Here is a 19,582-nt window from a genome sequence, read left to right as displayed (position 1 = left end):
GGCATTCCCGGTATACCGGACAGCCTCACGGTCACTCCGAGTACGGTCTCGGCGTGGTCGGTGTGCGACACCGCACCGACCCGGGGCACTCAGGCGCCTCCTGTGGTGACGTCGATTGCCGGCGAGCTGTCGTCGTTCGGCCGGGCCGCGCCCATGCGCCCGACGCAGGCTGTTCTCGCCACCCACAAAGGTGCGACCTATGTGATCTGGGGAGGACACCGATCCCGCATCGAACCCACCGACCGATCGGTGACGTTCAACCTCGGCCTCGACCCGGGAGTAACGCGTCCGATCGAGATCTCCAACGCGCTTTATGACGCCATGCCGTCGACCGAACCGCTTGTGGTGCCGCCGATTCCGGAAGCCGGCACACCATCGCGATGGCTGCCCGGCTCAGCGGTGGGCAGTGTGCTGGAAACCCGCGACGCCGCCGGCGCAGTCACCGGCTTCTACGCACTCCTTCCCGACGGCGTGCAGAAAATCACCAGCTTCGTCGCCGAACTGCTGCGTACGGCGAATCCGGCAGGTTCAGCGACGCCGACGTTGGTCACGCCGGACAAGCTGATCCACATCCCGACCGTCGACGTGCTGAACGTCGACTACTACCCGTCGGGCAAGCTGGATTTCATCGACACCTCGGCAAACCCGGTCACCTGCGTGGCCTGGCAGAAACAATCAAGCGACCCGCAAGCGAGCATCACCATCTTCAGTGGCCGCGGTCTGCCCGTTCCGATAAGCATGGATGCTCGGTTAGTGCACCTGGTCCGCAACGATCGCAATCCTGATTCCGTCGAGGCTGACCAGGCGCTGCTCTTGCCGGGCGCGGCCAACTTCGTGGCCACCACGAGTGGTGTGGCCACCTCCGACAGCCGAGAGAGCCTGTATTGGCTGTCACCGCAGGGCGTTCGGTACGGAATCCAATCGGACAACCGGGCTTTGCAGGCCCTGGGGCTCGACCCGCGCAGCGCCCTGCAAGCACCGTGGCCGATCGTGCGTACTTTCGCCGCCGGGCCGGCAATCAGCCGTGACAGCGCGCTGTTGGCCCGTGACACCATCGTGGGCAGCGGCGCGGTGGCACCCATCCCCGCGGCCAACCAGCAACCAGGAGGTTAGGCATGTCGAAACGCGGTTTCGTGCGGGCCGCGCGGAAACCACCGCCGGCCGTTCCACCCGTGCGGGTGGCCGTCCCGCCGCCACTGGCGTTACCCGAACGCGAGCCCCGCAACATCCTCATGATGATTGCCGTACCAGCGCTGCTGGTGGGCATCATCGGCACGCTCGTGGTGATGTACACCTCCGGCGTCCGCTCGTTGCAGTCGGGGTTTTTCCCGATGATGGGCCTGTTCGGGTTTGGGGCGCTGATGTTCAGCGGGCGCTTCGGGCGCGGACGGCGCATCTCCTGGGGGGAGCAGGAAAAGCAGCGACGCATGTATTTGCGCCAGCTCGACGACGACCGCGAAGAAGTACAACGCGCTGCCCAGGAACAGAAACGTAGTCAGCTGTTTGTCCACAGTGATCCGCAGAAGCTCGACACCGTCATCGGTGGTCCGCGGATGTGGGAACGTCGGCCCAACGACGCCGATTTCCTTGACGTGCGTCTGGGTATCGGTATCCAGCAAGCCAGCGACTCGGCCGTGTCGTTGCAGTGGCCCGAGGTTCCGATCGGTGAGGAGCTGGAGCCGGTAACCGGTGGTGCGCTAAGGGATTTCATCCTCGAGCAAAGCAAGATCCGCGGGATCGGCAAGGTGCTGAGCCTGCGGTCAAAACCCGGATTCAGCTTCATCGGCCAAGATCCGGGCGAACTACACAGCTTCGCGCGGGCGATCTTGTGCTCTCTGGCCGTCTATCACAGCCCGAACGACGTCAAGCTCATGGTCGTTACCCGCCACCCCGAGCAGTGGTCGTGGCTGGTTTGGTTGCCGCACAACCACCACGACGAGATGTTCGACGCCTGCGGCCTGCGCCGCCTGGTCTTCGCTTCCCCTACTGAGTTGGAAGAAGCGCTCGACGCCGAGTTGCACCGGAAGGGCCGCGGACCCTGGTCCCCGCCGGTGGGCACCAGCCCGACATCGATGCCGTCGCCGATGGAGTCACAGGGCCTGTCACTGGGGCCGCACTGGGTGATCGTCGACGACAACAGCGGCACCCCTGAGCAATGGGAAGGTGTGACGGGCCAGAAGGGAATGGCCGGGATCACGGTGCTGCGGCTGGCAACCCGCCCAGGCGTAGGTGTCGGTTTCGCCGACGAGGATCAGCGGTTCCACCTGCGGGAAGGCCGGCTCTACCACCGCGACGCGTTCTATGCGGTGGCTGACATGCTCGCCGAAAGCACCGCCGACCGGTATGCGCGAGCGCTGGCGCGCTGGTCACCGATGAGCGCCAGCGAGCTGTCCGAAACTGACAGCCAGGCAGGCGAATTGCTGCGGGCGCTCGGGATCGGCGATCCTCGCCAGCTCGACGTCGACCGGCTGTGGGCCGACAGTCGTGGACGCGGTGACCCGAAATGGGCGATGGTGCCGGTGGGAATCAAGCCTGGCGGGGAGCTGCAGTACATCATCTTCCGTGCAAAAGACTTCGGCGGCTATGGCTTTCACTCGGTGGTGATCGGGACGTCGGGTTCCGGCAAATCGGAATTCTTCCTGTCGTTGTGCAACGGGATCGCGCTTACCCATTCACCCGAGACGTTCATCGTCATCTTCGTCGACATGAAGTTCGAATCGGCGGCCCAGGACCTCGAGGGACTGCCGCACGTCGCGGGGTCGCTGTCGAACCTGGGCAAGGACGACCGCCACCTCGCCGAGCGGATGCGCAAAGCGATAAACGGTGAAATCGCCAGGCGCTACCGGCTTTTCAAAGAGGCTGGTGCCCGCGACGCCAACGAGTACGAGGAGATGCGCCTTGCCGGCCGGGACTTGGAACCTGTGCCGGTTTTGTTGGTCATCATCGACGAGTACCTGGAACTCTTCCACCATCACCCGGAGTGGATCCAGTTGGTCATCCACATCGGGCAGGAAGGGCGTGGCTGTAATGTGTTTTTCACGTTGGGCGGCCAGCGATTGGACCTGTCGTCGCTGAGTAAAGTCAAGAGCAACATCGCCTTTCGGGTGGCGCTGCGCGCCGAGACCGCCGAAGACTCCCGCGATGTCATCGGCAGCGACGCCGCCCTGCATCTGCCGGCGCGGGAAAACGGCTACGCGCTGCTCAAGGTCGGTCCGCGCGACCTGGAGCCGTTCCGGTGTTTCTACCTGTCAGCGCCATTCGTTTTGCCGAAGAAAACCAAAAAGGTCGACAAGACAGTCGACGTCAGCTTCTCCAGGCCTCGCCCGCTCACGTGGGAATACCAGCCGCTCAGCCCCGAGGACACCGCGGCTTTGGCCCACGCTGACGAACCCGAGGAACCCGACGAATTCCTGTTCCACCCTGACGGTTTCAAGAAAAAGAAGATCCTCGACGTAATCCGCGAGTCGCTGGTTTCGCATCCGGCTCGACTGCCGCACCAGATTTGGCTGCCCCCGCTTGAAGTCAGCGAGCCGATTGACGCGTTGGTGGCATACTGGCGCGGCAAGCCCTGGCATGTCGACTACGGGCAGAACCCGGGACTGATTTTCCCAGTCGGAATGGTCGACATCCCGGAAGAGCACGCGCAGCGGGTGCACGTCATCGACGCCGAGATGGACAACATCATGGTGGTGGCCACTGCCCAGCGCGGGAAGTCCACCACCTTGATGACGCTGATGACGTCCGCGGCGTTGATGTATCGCCCCGAGCGGGTGACGTTCTTCTGCATCGGAGCGGCGCTGTATCCGGTGGAAGACCTTCCCCACGTGGCTGGGGTGGTCAGCCTGAACGACACCGAAGGCGTATCCCGGACCATCGCCACCATCGAGGGATTGATTCGCGCGCGGGAAGCATCGTTCAAGCACTACCAAATCGACGTCTCAGAGTTCCGTGAGCGGCGCTTCGGGGCGGCCGGCGGCGGGGGAACTGACCCCGCCGACAAATTCGGTGACGTCTTTCTGGTCATCGACAACTACGGCGACCTCTACGAAAAAGATCCCGGCATCGGTGATCGTGCGATCGCCATCGCCCGCCAGGGGTTGTCTTACGGAGTGCACGTCATCACCAGTGCCAACGCCTGGTTCGTCGGGCAGAAGCAGGGGATGATCACCGTCTCCAACGCTCGCATCCAGCTGCGCCTGAGCAATCCCGACGAAACGCAGATGGGCACGTCCCCCGAGTTGCGCAAGGCGGCCCGAAACACCCTGGACCGGCCAGGCTTCGGGCTCACCCGCGACGGGCACGAGCTGCTGGTGGGAGTGCCTGAAATCGTCGGCACCAAAGGCGAACTCGTCACAACCCGCCAAATCGGCCCGCTCATCGCCGAAGTCACGGGAGCCGGCAAAGTGGAGCGCCTGTCGCGGCTGCCGGAGCGGGTGGCGTTGCGTCAAATCATCGAGGCGTATGACCGGACCGCAGACGGGGCCGACCCACTCAACATCCCGTTCGCCATCGGCGAGAGCGCCCTGCAGCCGGTGGCGCTGCCGGCCCGAGTGGTGCCCAACTTGCTGGTGATGGGCCGTCAGCTCTGCGGGAAGACGACGGCGCTGGCGGCCTTCGGCCAGGCGATCATCAGTCGGTTCAGCCCCGAACAAGCCCAAATCACGATCATCGACCCGAAGACCACGCTCATCGGCAAGGTCCGCGGGCCGCATGTGCGGGCCTACGCCTACACGACAGACGACATCGACACCGTAGTAGGCGAACTCGCAGAGTTGCTGCGCGATCGGCTGCCACCGTCTGGGCTGAGCCAAGAAGAACTGCTGAATCGCAAGCCGTGGGAGGGGGCGCACCATTTTGTCCTGATCGACGACGAGCAGGAACTGCGCCCCCACAACCAGGTCATGAAGCCGGCAGCGACCGCGCCTCTGTGGCCATTTATCGAACGCAGCCGCGAGGTTGGTCTGCACGTCATCGCAGCGCGGCTGCCCGGCAACTGGGCGTCGCAGGTGGTGATGAATCCATTCCTGCAGAAGCTGACCGGATCCCGCTCACCCACGTTGTACATGGATAACGACCCCGGCAATGTCAAGGTCTACGGCAGAGTTAACGCCCAACAGCTTCCGCCCGGGCGTGGCCTACTAGTCACGACCGACGGAGAAATCGAAGGAGTGCTGATCGGCTCGCCTGACCAGTACGACTAGGCGAATTGCGCCGAAGCCTCGGCTACCGCAGAATTCGTGTCAACGGGTCCGCGGGAATGCCCTAGGCTCGGATCACTTCGCAGAATTGCCTGCTGAACAAACGGAGGAGTGGACATGACCGGATTCCTGAGCGTAGGTCCGGAAGCCGTCAACCTGTCTTCAGTCACCGAAATGGTGCTCACCGGCGACATCGCCGCTAACAATGCAGCCGGGGCTGCCGCGCTCACCGGAACTGTGCCCATGGTGCCCACGTCTGACGATGTGGCGTTCACGTCGGCGCTCAACGGCGCCGGTGTCGCCTACCTGGGTTCGGTTGCAGAGCACGTCGGGCAGCGTGCCGCCTACGCCGGTGCCCAGGGACTTTCGTCCATCAGCTACGTGGTGCAAGAACTACTGAGCTCTGTCAACATCTCGCAGATCGTTTAGCGAGGCAATATGCCCGATCCGCTTTGGTTCGGTCCGCCCGAAAGTGTCGCTGCACTGCTGGAAACCAGCGATCCGTCGACAGTGGTCGCCAATATCGCGGCATGGCTGAGCGAGGCGATCAGCCACGAAGTATCGATGGGCGTCTCCGTGGCCAATATCGCGGCGACCATGGAGCAGTGGATAGGCCTCGGCGGTGTCGCTTCCGCGTTGAAGGGCAACGAACTCAACTTCGCGGGGTTGGCGCCGATGATGGCGCACTGTTTGAAGCACGTGTCGATCGGGCAGGCCGCGGTAGAAGCCAACACCGTCGCCAGGTCGTCGGTTATTCCGGCGGCGGTGTGTACCGGCAACCGCGCATCGTGGAAAGCCCTGGTTGACACCAACTTTTGCGGTTGCAATACCCCCGGGATCGTCGCGCTTGACACCCAGTATTTCGGGCACTTCACGCCCCAGAACATGAACATCGGCTTGACGTACGCCAGCACGTTGACCGGGCTGATGGGCCTGATAGCCAGCACTCCCCCGCCGATCACGCCGATGGGGGCGTCGCCCGCTGCTGCGGCGGCGCCGGCCGAGTCTGCCGGCGAAGCCGCGGCGAGCAACGCAGCGGGATTGCCGACCTTACCGACTGAGGCGGCACAGGCGGCTGGGTCAACCGCGTCGCCGATGGAGTCGGTGGGTCAGTTCTTGGGGCCAATGCAGCAAGTCGTGAGCAGTGTCCCGCAGGCGGCGCAATCGTTCGCTAGTGGCCCCACGCAGTTCTTGCAGAGCGGAATGCAGGCTTTTTCGAGCCCCGTGCAAAGTCTGATGGGCATGTTCCCGGGGATGATGTCGCAGCAAGGGGCGGCGGCAGTCGAACCGCTCGCTGCCGCAGCTGAGCCAATAGCGGCCGGGGGCGGTGGGGCCGCCAGCCTCGGTTCGGGCGCGGCCGGCAGTGTCGGCGGTGTCGGCTACTCGGGTGCGGGGTTGACCAGCTTCACGCGGCCTGCCAGCACCTTCGAGCCCGAGCTGGGTGGGCGGCCGACAGGGCTTAAGGCAAGCGGTTTGCTCAGTTCGGCTCAGATGAGCGGGCCCACCACCGCGGCGCCGACCGGCGGCGGGGCGATGCCGGTATCCCCCGCTGCTGCCGGGATGTTGGGTCGAGAGAATGGCGACTCGGACAAGGATAAGGTCACGCATGCACGGATTGTCATCGAGCGTGACAGGCAAGACGCGTAAACCGGCGCCGACTGTTTGGCTAAGTCAATCCAAGAATGGCTTGCGCATTACGCACGAACAACGCTCCATTATGACGGCTTCAGCTAACGAGTGGGCCGTCGGTTCTTACCCCCAAAAAGGTGAAGTGACAGCCAGCGTGAAGCCAGTACACTCATTGCAATGCTCCGGAGATCCGGGCCAGTCCAGCTAACAAAGGGAGACGCAAATGGCGGCAAATATGCAGGTAGGAATCGAGGCAGTTGAGGCCATGATCCAAAAGGCCGACTCGCTTCTGGCAGAAGCTCAGGCGCTCGGCGGCCAGTACATCGCCCATTCGGAAAACATCATCAACGCCGGATGGTCCGGGCAGGCTTGCGTCACCTCGCACGCGACCGCGGTGCAGGTTAAGCATGATCTCGACCAGGCTCTCGCCGCTAGCCTTGAACTGCACGAGCAGCTGAACCGCGCCAAGGCCCAGTACCTGGCCCAACAAGCCGACTCCAGCCACGACCTCGCCGCCATTCACCCTGGCTCAAGCCCGTCACAGATGTAGTTCGCGCCGTTCGATCCGGTATTCGATCCCCTAAGCCATATTGAAATAAGGAGAACCGATGGAAATCTCGTACAACTACGGCGCCGGCGCGGACTTGTCCCACGCTATGGCTACGCAGGCCGCGATGCTCAGCCAGCACGCGCACGAACTCATGCAAGCCGGCACCGTTTTGGTGTCCGAGCAGCTCCAAGGCCAAGGTGGTGACGCCTACCTGGACAGCCTTCGGCGGCTGACCAGCGCGGTGTCCGACATCGGCGACACCATCCAGCGGCACAGCGCCGCCGTAACCTCGTCATTCGGCAGCGCGCACGACACCGATTCCATGGCTGCCCAAATGCTGGGCCTTTAGGTCTCGCACATAGCCGACCGCGGGGCGCACGCGCGAATGTGCGCCCCGCGCTTTGGCTTGGAGGACAGACGTGTTGACCACGACCGTTGACGGACTATGGGTGTTGCAGGTGCTCACCGGCATCGAGGTGGTGGCACCCGAGTTGGCGCTGCGGCCGATCTTGCCCAGGTTCGAGACCCCACAGATGGCGTTGGCGCATCCGATCGCCGCGGAGCTGCAAGCTGCGGGCGTGATCGACGACGCCGGGAATGTCGACACCACCGTCGTGGAATGGTTGACCGTGCTTGCACGCCGCGACGTCGCGCTGCTGATCTATGTCCAGCGCCCTGAAGACGACAACACGCCGGCAAGGGCACTTTTGGCGCGGTTCGCCCAGTGGTGGGTCGTGATGGAGCGATCAGAAAACCTGATACGCATCAGCGGCGCCGGCACGTCGACCACCGAGTCCGCGGCCAACGACGTTGTCGTGCGGCAGATCGAGCGGTTGTGCGGAACCATGGACCCTGCGCCGCTTCAGCCGGTGACGGTGGATGTCGACCAGGTGATGGATGGGGTCACCAACCGGGAAACGTTGCGGCGACAGCTTCTCGGCCAGCGACTGGACGCCGACCAGATCCAGATTCTGATGATGGCCGCCGACATGCGTCGGTCGGCGCGCGCCTTCGTGGTCGCAATCCAATCTGGAGTAGACACCGGGGCGCCCACTCGCACCCATATCGAAGAGAGCGTGGTGACCATCGCCGACACCCCGGAAGGGCGGTTGGTCGGTGAGCACATCTCCTCGTCCGGCAAGAGATGGATGATCATCGGACCGGGGACAACTACCAGCATCGCCGACGCCGTCAACCGGATGATGCGTCGGCTCCCCGCCAATCAAGAATGGTTTTCGTACCGAAAGGTCGTGTAATCAAAGGGGTAATCAGCACATGTTAGCATCGGCATCGTGACAAATCCGTGGAACGCGCCACCGAATTCGGCGGACCAGCCCAGGTCGGGCCGGATAGAATCGGCGACTGCGCGCCATCACGAAGAATCCGTATCGGGATCGTTGCGGATTTCCGATATGGTCGCGCCGCGCAAAATTCCACCGGGTTCGGGGTGGCGCAAATTCGTCTATAACGCGTCTTTTCACGCCATCAACCTCGGCGAATCACCCGCCGAACGGCACTACCGCGAATTGCAGGAGCGGATTCGTCGTCACATCCGCAAGCAGTACGTCATCGGGGTGATCTCCGGCAAGGGCGGTGTCGGGAAAACCACCCTGACGGCATGCATCGGCGCTGTGTTCAGGGAGTGCCGGCCGGAGAACGTGGTGGCCATCGATGCCGCGCCCGGCTTCGGAACCCTCGCCGGCCGTATCGACGAAAACCCGCCCGGTGACTACACCGCCGTTCTGAACGACACCGACGTCCAGGGCTACGCCGATATCCGAGAACACTTGGGGCAGAACGATCTGGGATTGGACGTGCTGGCTGGAAACCGCGCATCGGACCAACCGCGGCCGTTGGTGCCGTCGATGTTCACCGGGGTGCTTTCGCGGCTGCGTCGCACCCACACCGTGATCGTGGTTGATACGTCCGACGACCTTGAGCACCCGGTCATGAAGGCCGTCTTCGATGCCTGCGACACACTGGTTTTCGTCTCCGGCCTGACCGCGGACACGTCACTGCCGGTGACCCGCGCGATCGACCTGCTGCGCTCGATGGGCTATCACGAACTGGTTTCGCGCAGCATGGTCATCCTGAACGACAGCCGCAATGAATATGACGCCGACGCGAGGGCATATCTCACCGAGCGTTTTGGAAAATCAGGCGCCACAGTCGAATTTATGCCGTATGACCCGCACCTCGCAAAGGGCGGGATAATCGACACCCAGCATGAATTAAAGAAAAAGACACGGTTGCGCCTGTTCGAAATCACCGCGGCAATTGCGGACAAATACATTCCGGACGCCGATAGGCCACGTTAATGGCGGCGAAGGTCTCATTTCCGGCACGCTGCGCGGTTGCGGTCGTATGTGGGGACCACCTGGTGTCACAGGTCTATCCCGCGTCGGTGCCAGTGGAGATGTTCATCGACAACATCGTCGAACTCCTCGACGAGGAGCTCAAACGGCGCGGTCTGCCCGGGCTCGAACTCGGCATGGGCTATGAACTTCACAAAGCCAACGGTGTCCGGCTAGACGTCACCAAAACGCTCGACGAACTCGGCGTCGAGGACGGTGCCACCCTGGTCCTGGTTCCCGCAGCCGAAGGGGATTCGTTCGAGCCGCAGTACGAGTCGTTGTCCACGGCACTGGCCAGGATCGGCAAGAAACTGTTCGAACCTGTCTCGGCGGACACGGCAGTCCATACCGCATTGGCCATCCTGGCGATGGTCTGCCTGACAGTTCTGGTGTTCGCTGTCCGCAATCGGCACGCCACCGACTCCCTGGTGCCCACCATCGTCACCGGCGTTCCCGGGCTGCTGGCCGCGGGAGGGGCAGGTGTGGTGTGGCGGTGGTGGCCGCAGCGGACCGACATGCTCGATGCGTTCGGCTGGTTGGCGGTCCCCTTACTCGCGGTGAGTCTCGGCGCCGCCGCCCCCGGTGACCTCGGGTCGGCGCATCTCTTCATCGCCGCTCTCGCATTTGCCGTATTGACCTGCGGTATAGCGGTGCTAACCCGACGGCATGTCAACGTGGCGTCGACGATCGCGACATTGTGCGCACTGGGCGGCGCGGTGGCGGCTGCCCGGATGTGGCGGCCCGTTCCGGCCCAGTGGCTCGGCATGTGCACGCTGGTCGGCCTGCTGTTCCTGCTGACCATGGCGCCGACAATCTCCCTGTGGGCCGCGCGGATCCGGCCACCGTATTTCGGGTCGATCACCGGGCGCGACCTCTTCCGGCGCAGCCCCGGTTTGCCTGCCGATGCCGTGGCGCCCGTGGACGAAGGCGCCGACGATGAGGCGAATGCGGACACCACGCCGCGCGGTCAACAGATTGCTGCCGCGGCGATCCGCGCCAATAACGTGCTGACCGGAATTTGCGCCGCCGCAGGGTTGGCACTGCCCGCCGCGGTGTGGGCCACTCTGATGCCGGGTCGCCCACGCGCCATGGCCGCCGCGGTGCTCGCCGGGCTGTTCGTGCTGATCTTCATCAGCCGCGGAAGGGCATTCGCCGACAAGCGTCAGGCCATCGCGCTGGTGTGCGGGGCCGTGGCTGCCGTGTGCGTCGGCGTATTGAAGTACGTGCTGAACACGCCCGCGGCAGCCGGGGAGCCGGTGCTGTGGGGCGCGCTAGCCCTGGTGGCGTTCGGAGGCGCCGGCCTGACGGCCGCGCTGCTGGTGCCGATCACCCGGTTCACCCCGCTGGTGAGGATGGTCGCCGAGTGGCTGGAAATAGTGGCGATCATTACCGCCTTGCCTCTGGCCGCGTGGATCGGCGGCCTGTTCACCTGGGTGCGCATGCGATGACGGCGACGGCCTCACGGACGTTGATCAAGCGCGTTTCGGCGATGACCATGACCGGGCTTCTCGTCGGGCTGTCGGCGAACCTGCCTGCTGCTCAAGCTATTCCGCCGCCGACCATCGACCCTGGCCGGGTACCGCCGGACGGCAAGCCCGGCCCGGATCAGCCGATGCGGCAAAGCAACATCTGCGCGCGAACCATCACCGTCGCCGAACCGAATGTGGGCGTGACCGCACCCGGTTTCACCATGCTCAATATCAGCAAGGCCTGGCAGTACTCCACGGGTAACGGAGTACCGGTCGCGGTCATCGATACCGGCGTCAACCCCAGTCATCGCCTGCCAGTGGTAGCCGGCGGCGACTACATCATGAGCGGGGACGGCTTGATGGACTGCGATGCACACGGCACCATCGTGGCCTCCGTCATCGGTGCCGCACCGCAAGGCACTCCGATGCCCGCACCGATGCCGGCGGCCCCGGCTTTCCCGCCGCCGGCGGGCCCGCCGGCCACCGATGCGGCGCCACCGCCGCCGGGGGCACCCCCACCTCCACCGGCTCCGCCGCCACCACCGCCGCCGGTGACCATCACCGAGGTCCATCCCGCCCCGCCACCACCGCCGCCGCCCCCGCCGGCAGACGAACCGTCAAATGCCCCAGGCGATCCCACCCCCGACCAACCTGACGATCCCGAGGTGCCGCCACCACCACCGGGGGCACCGGATGGGATTGTCGGGGTGGCGCCGCACGCAACGATCATCTCGATCCGTCAATCGTCGCGGGCCTACGAACCGGCGAACCCGGGCGGCGCTGACATGGAGGCCCGCAAGAAGGCCGGCACGGTAGCCACCCTGGCCAGCGCTATCGTCCACGCGGCGAACATGGGCGCCAAAGTGATCAACGTCAGCGTCACCTCCTGCGTGCCTGCAGGAGATCCGCTGGACCAAAGCGCCATCGGCGCCGCCGTCTGGTACGCGGCGACCGTAAAAGACGCCGTGATTGTCGCGGCTGCGGGCAACGAGGGCGAAGATGAGTGCGCCCAAAATCCGTCGTACGACCCGCTGGACCCGTCCGATCCACGGGACTGGCATCAAGTCAAGACGGTGTCGTCGCCGTCGTGGTTCTCCGATTACGTGCTCTCGGTGGGCGCGGTCGACAACACCGGCGCTCCGATCAACAAGAGCCTCGCCGGGCCCTGGGTAGCTGCCGCGGCGCCTGGCGTCGGCATCATGGGATTGTCACCCGAAACCGGGGGACCGGCGAATGCCTATCCACCGATCCGGCCGGGCGAAAAGAATATGCCGTTCTGGGGCACCAGCTTCTCGGCGGCGTATGTGAGCGGAGTGGCCGCGTTGGTGCGCGCCAAGTATCCGGAGTTGACCGCACACCAGATCATCAATCGGATTCTGCAGACCGCGCACAATCCGCCGCGCGGCGTTGACAACCAGGTCGGGTACGGCGTGGTGGATCCGGTCGCCGCGCTGACCTTCAATGTGCCCCCGGGCGACAAGGTTTCGCCCGGCGCGCAGACCCGGGTAATCACTCCCGCCGCACCGCCGCCGCCGCCGGATCACCGCGCCCGCAATATGGCGTTGGCCTTTGCCGGTGTGGTGGTGGCCGCGGTCATCTTCGCATGGCTGGTCGCGCGGGCTCGGCGGGCGCGATGACGGCGACGACGAAACTGGCGATCAACGTCGGCATTTTGGTCGCCGGTCTGATCGGGTGGAGCATCGGTGGATATCCTGGTGCGGCAATAGGTTTGGTTCTCGGCGTGGCGGTGGGTGTGATCCCCTGGCGCGGGCATCAGCTGTGGTACTGGCTGATCCTGTGGCGCCAGCGTGGTCGGTCGATCGAGTGGAGCGAACCGATCACGGTCGCCAACGACCGCACCGGCGGTGGAGTTCGCTATCAGGACGGTGTCGCGGTGGTCGCGGTCCAGCTGCTCGGGAAAGCCCATATGCCAACGCTGTTCACCGGGTCAACCGCGACATACACCGAAAACACCGTCGACATCGCCGGTCTGCTGCCGTTGCTGCGGCAGAGCCTCGGTTTGACGATCGATTCGCTGAGCGTCGTCAGCGCCGGTGCACGTCGGCGCAGCACGGGCGACTACCCAAGGGTTTACGACACGCTGATCGGCACCCCGCCCTATGCCGGGCAACGGGAAACCTGGCTAATCGTTCGGGTCGCGGCCGTCTCCAACGCCGAAGCGCTGCAGTGGCGCACCTCGATCGGCACCGCGACGCTGGCTGCGGGGCAGCGGATCAGCGCGGCGATGCGCCAGCAAGGCATCCGCGCCAAGGTCGCTACCGCCACCGACATCGTCGAACTGGAGCGCCGGCTGGGACAGTCCGCGCTGAGCCCGCGAAACCAGCGCTGGCGCACCGCCCGCGGCGACGGCGGCTGGTTGACCACCTATTGGTACCGGCCGAGCGACATCAGCGCGGAGAACCTGGCGCATGCCTGGTCGCTGCGCGCCGACGGGATCGTCCAGAACGTCACGTTGTTCAGCGACGGCACGGCCATGGCGACGGTAACCGTACGCGACGCGCAGCCGCCAACCGCTCCGCCGAGCGTCATGCTGCGCACCTTGCCGGGGGAGCAGACGCAGGCGATTGCGGCGAACCTGTGCGGTCCGATGCCGCCGTTGCGCGGCGTCCACCGCGGCCAGCTGCCCGATTCGCTGGTAGTTCCGGTAGGTCCGTCGGGCGTGCTGCTCGGCAAGGTCGGCGCCGGGAACCGGCTGATGCTGCCGCTGGACGACCCAGGGGAATTCAGCCGGGTGCACATCGCCGCGGAAGACTCGCTGGCTAAACGAATTGTGCTGCGGTTGGCCGGCGCCGGGGAACGGGTCACCGTGCATACTCGAGACCTGCAGCGCTGGACCAGTCTTCGCATGCCGGACATCGCCGTGGACAGCCGGGTTCGGCCTGCCGCGGGCACCACCGTCAGCGTGGTCGACGGCACCGTCATGCCTGCGCCGCGGCCGAACACGCTGATCTCCGTCGGGGAACCGGGGGCGCCGTACCGTGGATCCGCCGATGTGTTGATCACACAAATCGGTCCCGCCACCGTGGAGGTGAAGGCAGCCGGCCACGTATACACCGTGGAGGTGGAGCTGTTCCGCGCGGAAAACCGTTACGTATCCTCAGAGCCAACGGTTTTGAGGACCTCAGAGCTCGAGTCGGTGGATTAGACGATGACCAGCAGCACCGAGACGGTCGCCGCGCGAAAGCGGTTCGACCAGGCCATGGGGTTGTTCGACTCCGATCCCGACGGCGCGCAGGCGTTGTTTCGGCAGGCGACCGAGATCGACCCGTCGATGGCAGATGCCTGGCTGGGCCGGATCGCGGCCGGAGACGACTCGTTGTCGACCTTGCAGGAGCTCTACGCCTACGGTGCCCGGCTCCACCGGGAGACCAACCGGCTTGGTGTGCACCTATCGGCAGCGATCAAGGCGGGACCGTACTTGTCGATTTCGGTGACCGAGGCATCGCATGCCGGCCTGGCCTTGGCGAGTGCGCTGATCGATGACCGCCAGTACGAGAAAGCCGAAGCGCTGCTCCAGGATTCGTCGCTGCTCGATAGCTGGGAGAACCACCAGTGGCAGCAGTACATCCGGGCTTATTTGATGTTCGCAACCCAGCGCTGGCCCGACGTGATTTCGATTGCCGCGAGCATCCTGCCGCCGCAGGCCATCATCATGTCCGCGGTCACCGCCGGGACCAATGCACTGGCCGCCCACGCCGCCGTACATCTCGGGCAGGGACGTGTCGCGCTTGACTGGACGGACCGGGTCGAAGTGCGCGCCGGACACGGCGGGCCGCGGGAATGGCGTCGTCACCAGGTGGTTGACACCGCGGTTACCGCCATAGATCCCAATGAATTCCCGCTGATCGCAGCAGATCTTGCTTATGTGCGGGGGATGGCGCACCGCCAGCTCGCTGAGCAGGACAAAGCGGAGATCTGGTTGTCCAAGGCGACGATCAACGGTGCGCTGATCGAACCGGCCAAGCAGGCACTCGCTGACCCGGCGCTGCAACTGGTGATCACCGACGAAGAAACCATCAACAGCCGGACCAACAAATGGGACGTCACCACCGAGCGCTCCGAAGATCAGCGTCGTGAAGAAGAAAACAAAGGGCGGCGTGAGGAGCTTCTCGCGGAGGGACGCGAGCTGCTCAACAACCAGGTGGGGTTGGCCGAAGTCAAAAGGGCTGTAGCCGAACTCGAAGACCAGATCGAGGTTCGGGCGCTGCGTCTTGCTGCCGGACTGCCGGTGACCAATCAGACGAACCACATGCTGTTGGTGGGGCCGCCCGGCACCGGTAAGACCACCACCGCCGAGGCGCTGGGAAAGATCTTCGCCGGGTTGGGGATTGTGCGCCATCCCGAGATCATCGAAGTCAAGCGTGCCGACTTCTGTGGCGAGCACATCGGGGCATCGGGCCCGAAGACCAACGAGCTGATCAACCGCTCGCTGGGCCGAATCCTATTCATGGATGAGTTTTACAGCTTGGTGGAGCGCCACCAAGACGGCCGGCCGGACATGATCGGCATGGAAGCGGTCAACCAGCTGATGATCGCTCTCGAGGTGCACCGGTTCGACTTCTGCTTTATCGGCGCCGGATACGAGAAGGAAGTCGACGAATTCCTCACTGTTAACCCAGGTTTGGCAGGCCGGTTCAACCGAAAGCTGCGGTTCGAGTCCTACAGTCCCGACGAATTGGTGGAAATCGCGGTCCGCTACGGCGAGCCCCGCGCGACCGTCATCGAGCCGGCCGCCCGCGAAGCGCTCAACGTAGCATGCACAATGCTGCGGGCCTACCTGGCGCCCGACGGCAGACACGGGATCGACATCATGCAGAACGGTCGATTTGCCCGAAACGTCGTTGAGCGCGCGGAGCGTCTCCGAGACTCCCGGGTGGCAGCCCAGCACCGCACCAATAAAGGCTCTGTGACGGTGGAAGACCTGGAAACAGTGCGCACCCAGGACATCGTCGCCGCCGTGATGGACGCCTGCGCGGAAAAGCATGTGCCGATAGTGCTTTGACTGCAGCGCCGATGCTTGAGGAGCGGGCAGGGCAATGATGGATAGCGGCGCAAGTCCGAGAGGCGCTGGCGCATGTTGACCGCTGGGACGGTGGTAGCCGGTTACCGGATCGAGCGGGTATTGGGCACCGGCGGGATGGGCGCCGTCTATTTGGCCGCCAATCCCAACCTGCCGCGCTATGACGCGTTGAAGGTGCTTTCGGCCGAGCTGTCCCGTGACCCCGACTTTCGGGCCCGGTTCATCCGGGAGGCCGATGTGGCTGCCGCGCTCGATCATCCCAACATCGTGTCGGTCTATAACCGCGGCCAAACCGAGAGCGGCGAGCTATGGATCGCGATGCAGTATGTCGACGGTACCGACGCCGACGACGCACTGCGCGCCGCAACGATGACACCGCAGCGCGCCGTGTACATCGTGGGCGAGGTCGCCAAGGCTCTCGACTACGCGCATGCACACAACTTGGTGCACCGGGACGTGAAACCAGCGAATTTTCTATTGTCCGGGCCGATCGGTCCGAGCGAGCGGGTGCTATTGGGAGACTTCGGGATTGCCCGCGCTCTCGATGACGTCGGCCTGACCGTGACCGGTTCAGTGATGGCGACCGTGGCCTATGCGGCCCCAGAAGTGCTCGCCGGATTACCGTTTGACGGTCGTGCCGACTTGTATTCGTTGGGCTGCACGCTGTTTCGGTTGCTGACCGGGAAGACGCCGTTTTCTGCAGCCAACGGGATGGCGGCGGTCATGCTCGCACACCTGCAGCAGCCGCCTCCGCGGGTGACAGATCTCGTGCCGTCACTGCCGGTCGCATTGGACGCGGTGATTGCGACAGCAATGGCCAAAGATCCGGCGATGCGCTTCCCGTCAGCCGCAGCGCTTGCCGATGCCGCCAGCGCTGCGCTTACTGACCGGACCACGTCGAACGCAGCGCTGTGGCAACCGGTTCCCAGCGGGGAAGTCAACTCCTATCCGCTGCGCGGCGCAGCGCCGCCGTGGTGGCAGCATAGCGGCCCGCGCACCGCGATGGGCCCACCCGGAACCGGCCAGGGTGCCGCAGGCAAGCGGGGCCAGCCTCGGCGGACCGCGATCGTCGCGGCCCTGGCTGCCGTGGTGGTGTTGGTCACCGGGATCGTCACGGCGGTGGTGTGGCCGCGCGACCAATCCACGCCGCCCCCGGCCGCCGGGTCCAATCAGCGGGCACCTCGTGGGCCCGCTGCCGCGTCACCGCAAGCCCCACCGGCGACTGACGTGCCGGCCGAGGCGCTGCGATCGATCCTGCTGACCGCAGCGCAGATCACGGCCCAGACCGGCGGCGAGCCGGTGGTGCTCGAGCAGGACAGCCACGATTTGTTCGACGACTCCGCAACTGTCGACACACCGGAGTGCCTGGGCGCCTGGGCGCCCGCGCAGCGACCGGTGTACACCGGTCGGCCGGCGTACTTTCACAGCGCAGTAGCGGGCGTAGCGGCCCAAGTTCTGCGCGCCATGAACAAGAAGCTCTGGCAGGACGGTGTCATGCAGGCTGTGGCTACCTTCTCGTCGGATAGTGCCCGCCTGTCGTCACACGATCTGGCCACGACGTTCGTCCAAGAACAGCAACGGCAATGGGACGCCTGTGCGGGCAGGACAGTCGTTGTGACGCCGCCCGGGGAAGCACCCCAGACATGGCAATTCGGCCGGCCGTCCATCACTGCTGGCGCCCTTACCCTCGATATGACATTGCGCGGTGCAGCCGGGTCGTGCCAGCGCGGGATGATGGTCGCCGGCAATGTCGTCATCGACATCCGGCAGTGCCGCTCCCCGGGCGGCAACGATGCATCGGCGCTCGTCAAAGCGACTGCCGACAAGGTGCCTCGGCAGTGAATGCCCGGTTGCTACGCTGGCCAGGCTGCGCTCCATGCCTGTCGCAGCTAGGAGGTTTGACCATGTTCCGGCGCGTGTTTGCCGGTGTCTGTGGCGCGCTGGTCGCCGGCACCGTGGTCACGGCTTGTACGACGGCCGGAACACCCGTCGCGCAGCGCGCAACACCCGCACACTCACCGCGGCCGGCACACCCTTCGACCAGCGCCGCGCCGTCACGGACCCCGGTGTCCGACGAGGACCAGGTGCGCGAAACCCTGGCTGCGTTCCAGGACGCCTATAACACCCAGAACTGGGACGCCTACCTGCAGCTGATGTGCTCATCGATGAGGGAAAAGTTCACCGGCCCTGTCCTCGACATGGTCAAGAAAGGCCGCGCCGACCAGGGACTGTCCCGGGCGACGGTCACCGCGGTGGAGATTCAGGGCGACAACGCGACAGCGACGGTCGAGGGACAGAACGAGCTGCTGGGCTCGAAGACGGTCCATCTACCGCTGGTGCGGGACGATGGCTGGAAGGTCTGCGTACCCGAGAGCGGTGTGGTCAACTGAGTTTCGGCGCCCCCTACCGCGACGTAGATTCGGCGAGTGTGTTCGGTGCGGCGCATTGCGCTGACGGTCCTGGCGATCGTGGTGTTGGCTGGTTGCCGCGGCCCGGTGTCAGGCACCGCGGTTCCGGCTCCCACTTCGCCAGGCCCGACGGCCCCTGTGGGTGCACTTGACCCTGGCAGCTACCCGACAACACCGTTGCCGCCGCTGGGCGCCGCGGGCAGCGATGAAGTTGGCCGGCTGGTCGAGGGCAGGCGGATGGCGGCCTACGTGGTGGGACCGTGGCAGGTGGACCCGAGTCTGACCAACAGCCGACGTACCGGTGCGCTCGTTATCGACGACCGCAGACAGCTGGGGGCGGTCTTGTGGCCGGACGTCATCGCCCCGACCTGGCACCAGCCGTTCATCGTCGCCTTCTCCTCAGAACGGCGCGCAGCGAACCCTAAAGACCCGACGATGTTGCGCAACGCGGTATTGCGCTTTGCCACCGCGGCGTCCGCAGCCGCAGTCGCTCAAGGCATTTCGTCCGCCGCGCTGAAAACACCGACCGTCACGAATGCCGACTCCCCGATACCGGTCGGGCCGATCCGCCCAGTGCCGATACCCGGCCATCCCGACATCACCGGCGCACTAGCCATGCACCGCGACGGCAACCAGGACGTGCAGGAAGTGACGGTGGTAAGCGCGCACGGTGTCTATGTGCTGATCCACGTTGCAGATTCCGGCCAGGACGCTGATCACGCAGCCGCGGTCGCTGGCCATGCTCTGGATCTGCAGGCGCCGCTCATCGACAAGTTCCAGCCCACCGAGCCGGCTCAGTTCCTCAACCTTCCGCTCGATCCGACCGGTCTGGTAGCACGCACACTGCCATTGAAGGCCGGGCACGCCGACTCGATGTCGAACGCCGCATACGCCGCAGCGGCGGAGCTGCATTTGGAGGACGACCCGGTCCAG

At 65.0% G+C, this 19,582-nt stretch carries 15 protein-coding genes; all 15 read left to right on the top strand.

The features are described from left to right. On the top strand, positions 1-1,113 hold a 1,113-nt coding region (gene eccB, locus VFA16_RS06350; RefSeq protein ID WP_324967000.1), incomplete at its 5' end, for a type VII secretion protein EccB. A 2-nt stretch (positions 1,114-1,115) separates the two neighbouring features. Further along, positions 1,116-5,201, top strand: coding sequence for a type VII secretion protein EccCa (eccCa, locus tag VFA16_RS06345; protein ID WP_324966999.1), 4,086 nt, complete (start codon positions 1,116-1,118; stop codon positions 5,199-5,201). 114 nt (positions 5,202-5,315) lie between these two features. Beyond that, positions 5,316-5,627, top strand: a complete 312-nt coding sequence (locus tag VFA16_RS06340; RefSeq protein WP_324966998.1) for a PE family protein — start codon at positions 5,316-5,318, stop codon at positions 5,625-5,627. 9 nt (positions 5,628-5,636) lie between these two features. Continuing rightward, positions 5,637-6,845, top strand: a complete 1,209-nt coding sequence (locus VFA16_RS06335) for a PPE domain-containing protein (RefSeq protein ID WP_324966997.1) — start codon at positions 5,637-5,639, stop codon at positions 6,843-6,845. A 205-nt stretch (positions 6,846-7,050) separates the two neighbouring features. After that, a complete protein-coding gene (locus VFA16_RS06330; RefSeq protein WP_324966996.1) occupies positions 7,051-7,377 on the top strand; it encodes a type VII secretion protein EsxD in 327 nt (108 codons plus the stop codon). A 58-nt stretch (positions 7,378-7,435) separates the two neighbouring features. After that, positions 7,436-7,726: a hypothetical protein gene (locus VFA16_RS06325; protein ID WP_083088179.1), complete on the top strand. Its 291-nt coding sequence runs from the start codon at positions 7,436-7,438 to the stop codon at positions 7,724-7,726. Between the two features lie 70 nt (positions 7,727-7,796). Then, positions 7,797-8,633, top strand: a complete 837-nt coding sequence (locus VFA16_RS06320; protein WP_324966995.1) for an ESX secretion-associated protein EspG — start codon at positions 7,797-7,799, stop codon at positions 8,631-8,633. Between the two features lie 36 nt (positions 8,634-8,669). Continuing rightward, on the top strand, positions 8,670-9,695 hold the full coding sequence (locus VFA16_RS06315) for a MinD/ParA family ATP-binding protein (RefSeq protein ID WP_414687649.1): 1,026 nt from the start codon (positions 8,670-8,672) through the stop codon (positions 9,693-9,695). Then, positions 9,695-11,179 carry a type VII secretion integral membrane protein EccD gene (gene eccD / locus VFA16_RS06310; RefSeq protein WP_324966994.1) on the top strand — a complete coding sequence of 495 codons (1,485 nt, stop codon included), beginning with the start codon at positions 9,695-9,697 and terminating at the stop codon, positions 11,177-11,179. Before VFA16_RS06315 ends, eccD begins: the two co-directional genes overlap by 1 nt. Then, complete coding sequence (gene mycP, locus VFA16_RS06305; protein WP_324966993.1) at positions 11,176-12,837, top strand: type VII secretion-associated serine protease mycosin; 1,662 nt, start codon at positions 11,176-11,178, stop codon at positions 12,835-12,837. The genes eccD and mycP overlap by 4 nt, the downstream gene beginning before the upstream one ends. Next, positions 12,804-14,366 (top strand): type VII secretion protein EccE, encoded by a 1,563-nt coding sequence (gene eccE / locus VFA16_RS06300; protein WP_324966992.1) that lies wholly within the window; start codon positions 12,804-12,806, stop codon positions 14,364-14,366. Before mycP ends, eccE begins: the two co-directional genes overlap by 34 nt. 3 nt (positions 14,367-14,369) lie before the next feature. Beyond that, positions 14,370-16,223: a type VII secretion AAA-ATPase EccA gene (gene eccA, locus VFA16_RS06295; RefSeq protein WP_324966991.1), complete on the top strand. Its 1,854-nt coding sequence runs from the start codon at positions 14,370-14,372 to the stop codon at positions 16,221-16,223. Between the two features lie 72 nt (positions 16,224-16,295). Further along, positions 16,296-18,083, top strand: a complete 1,788-nt coding sequence (locus tag VFA16_RS06290) for a serine/threonine-protein kinase PknH/PknJ (RefSeq protein WP_324966990.1) — start codon at positions 16,296-16,298, stop codon at positions 18,081-18,083. Between the two features lie 62 nt (positions 18,084-18,145). After that, positions 18,146-18,631, top strand: coding sequence for a nuclear transport factor 2 family protein (locus VFA16_RS06285; RefSeq protein WP_324966989.1), 486 nt, complete (start codon positions 18,146-18,148; stop codon positions 18,629-18,631). Positions 18,632-18,667: 36 nt separating this feature from the next. Further along, on the top strand, positions 18,668-19,582 hold a 915-nt coding region (locus tag VFA16_RS06280; protein ID WP_324966988.1), incomplete at its 3' end, for a DUF7373 family lipoprotein.

It is taken from the genome of Mycobacterium sp. (genome assembly GCF_035653355.1).
Taxonomy (GTDB): domain Bacteria; phylum Actinomycetota; class Actinomycetes; order Mycobacteriales; family Mycobacteriaceae; genus Mycobacterium.
The sequence above is the reverse complement of the archived record's forward strand: the minus strand, read 5'-3'. Positions and strand labels throughout refer to the sequence as shown.

Coding starts and splice junctions, on each gene's coding strand:
- eccCa (WP_324966999.1), top strand. CDS start 1,116: ATGTCGAAACGCGGTTTCGTGCGGGCCGCGCGGAAACCACCGCCGGCC.
- VFA16_RS06340 (WP_324966998.1), top strand. CDS start 5,316: ATGACCGGATTCCTGAGCGTAGGTCCGGAAGCCGTCAACCTGTCTTCA.
- VFA16_RS06335 (WP_324966997.1), top strand. CDS start 5,637: ATGCCCGATCCGCTTTGGTTCGGTCCGCCCGAAAGTGTCGCTGCACTG.
- VFA16_RS06330 (WP_324966996.1), top strand. CDS start 7,051: ATGGCGGCAAATATGCAGGTAGGAATCGAGGCAGTTGAGGCCATGATC.
- VFA16_RS06325 (WP_083088179.1), top strand. CDS start 7,436: ATGGAAATCTCGTACAACTACGGCGCCGGCGCGGACTTGTCCCACGCT.
- eccD (WP_324966994.1), top strand. CDS start 9,695: ATGGCGGCGAAGGTCTCATTTCCGGCACGCTGCGCGGTTGCGGTCGTA.
- mycP (WP_324966993.1), top strand. CDS start 11,176: ATGACGGCGACGGCCTCACGGACGTTGATCAAGCGCGTTTCGGCGATG.
- eccE (WP_324966992.1), top strand. CDS start 12,804: ATGGCTGGTCGCGCGGGCTCGGCGGGCGCGATGACGGCGACGACGAAA.
- eccA (WP_324966991.1), top strand. CDS start 14,370: ATGACCAGCAGCACCGAGACGGTCGCCGCGCGAAAGCGGTTCGACCAG.
- VFA16_RS06290 (WP_324966990.1), top strand. CDS start 16,296: ATGTTGACCGCTGGGACGGTGGTAGCCGGTTACCGGATCGAGCGGGTA.
- VFA16_RS06285 (WP_324966989.1), top strand. CDS start 18,146: ATGTTCCGGCGCGTGTTTGCCGGTGTCTGTGGCGCGCTGGTCGCCGGC.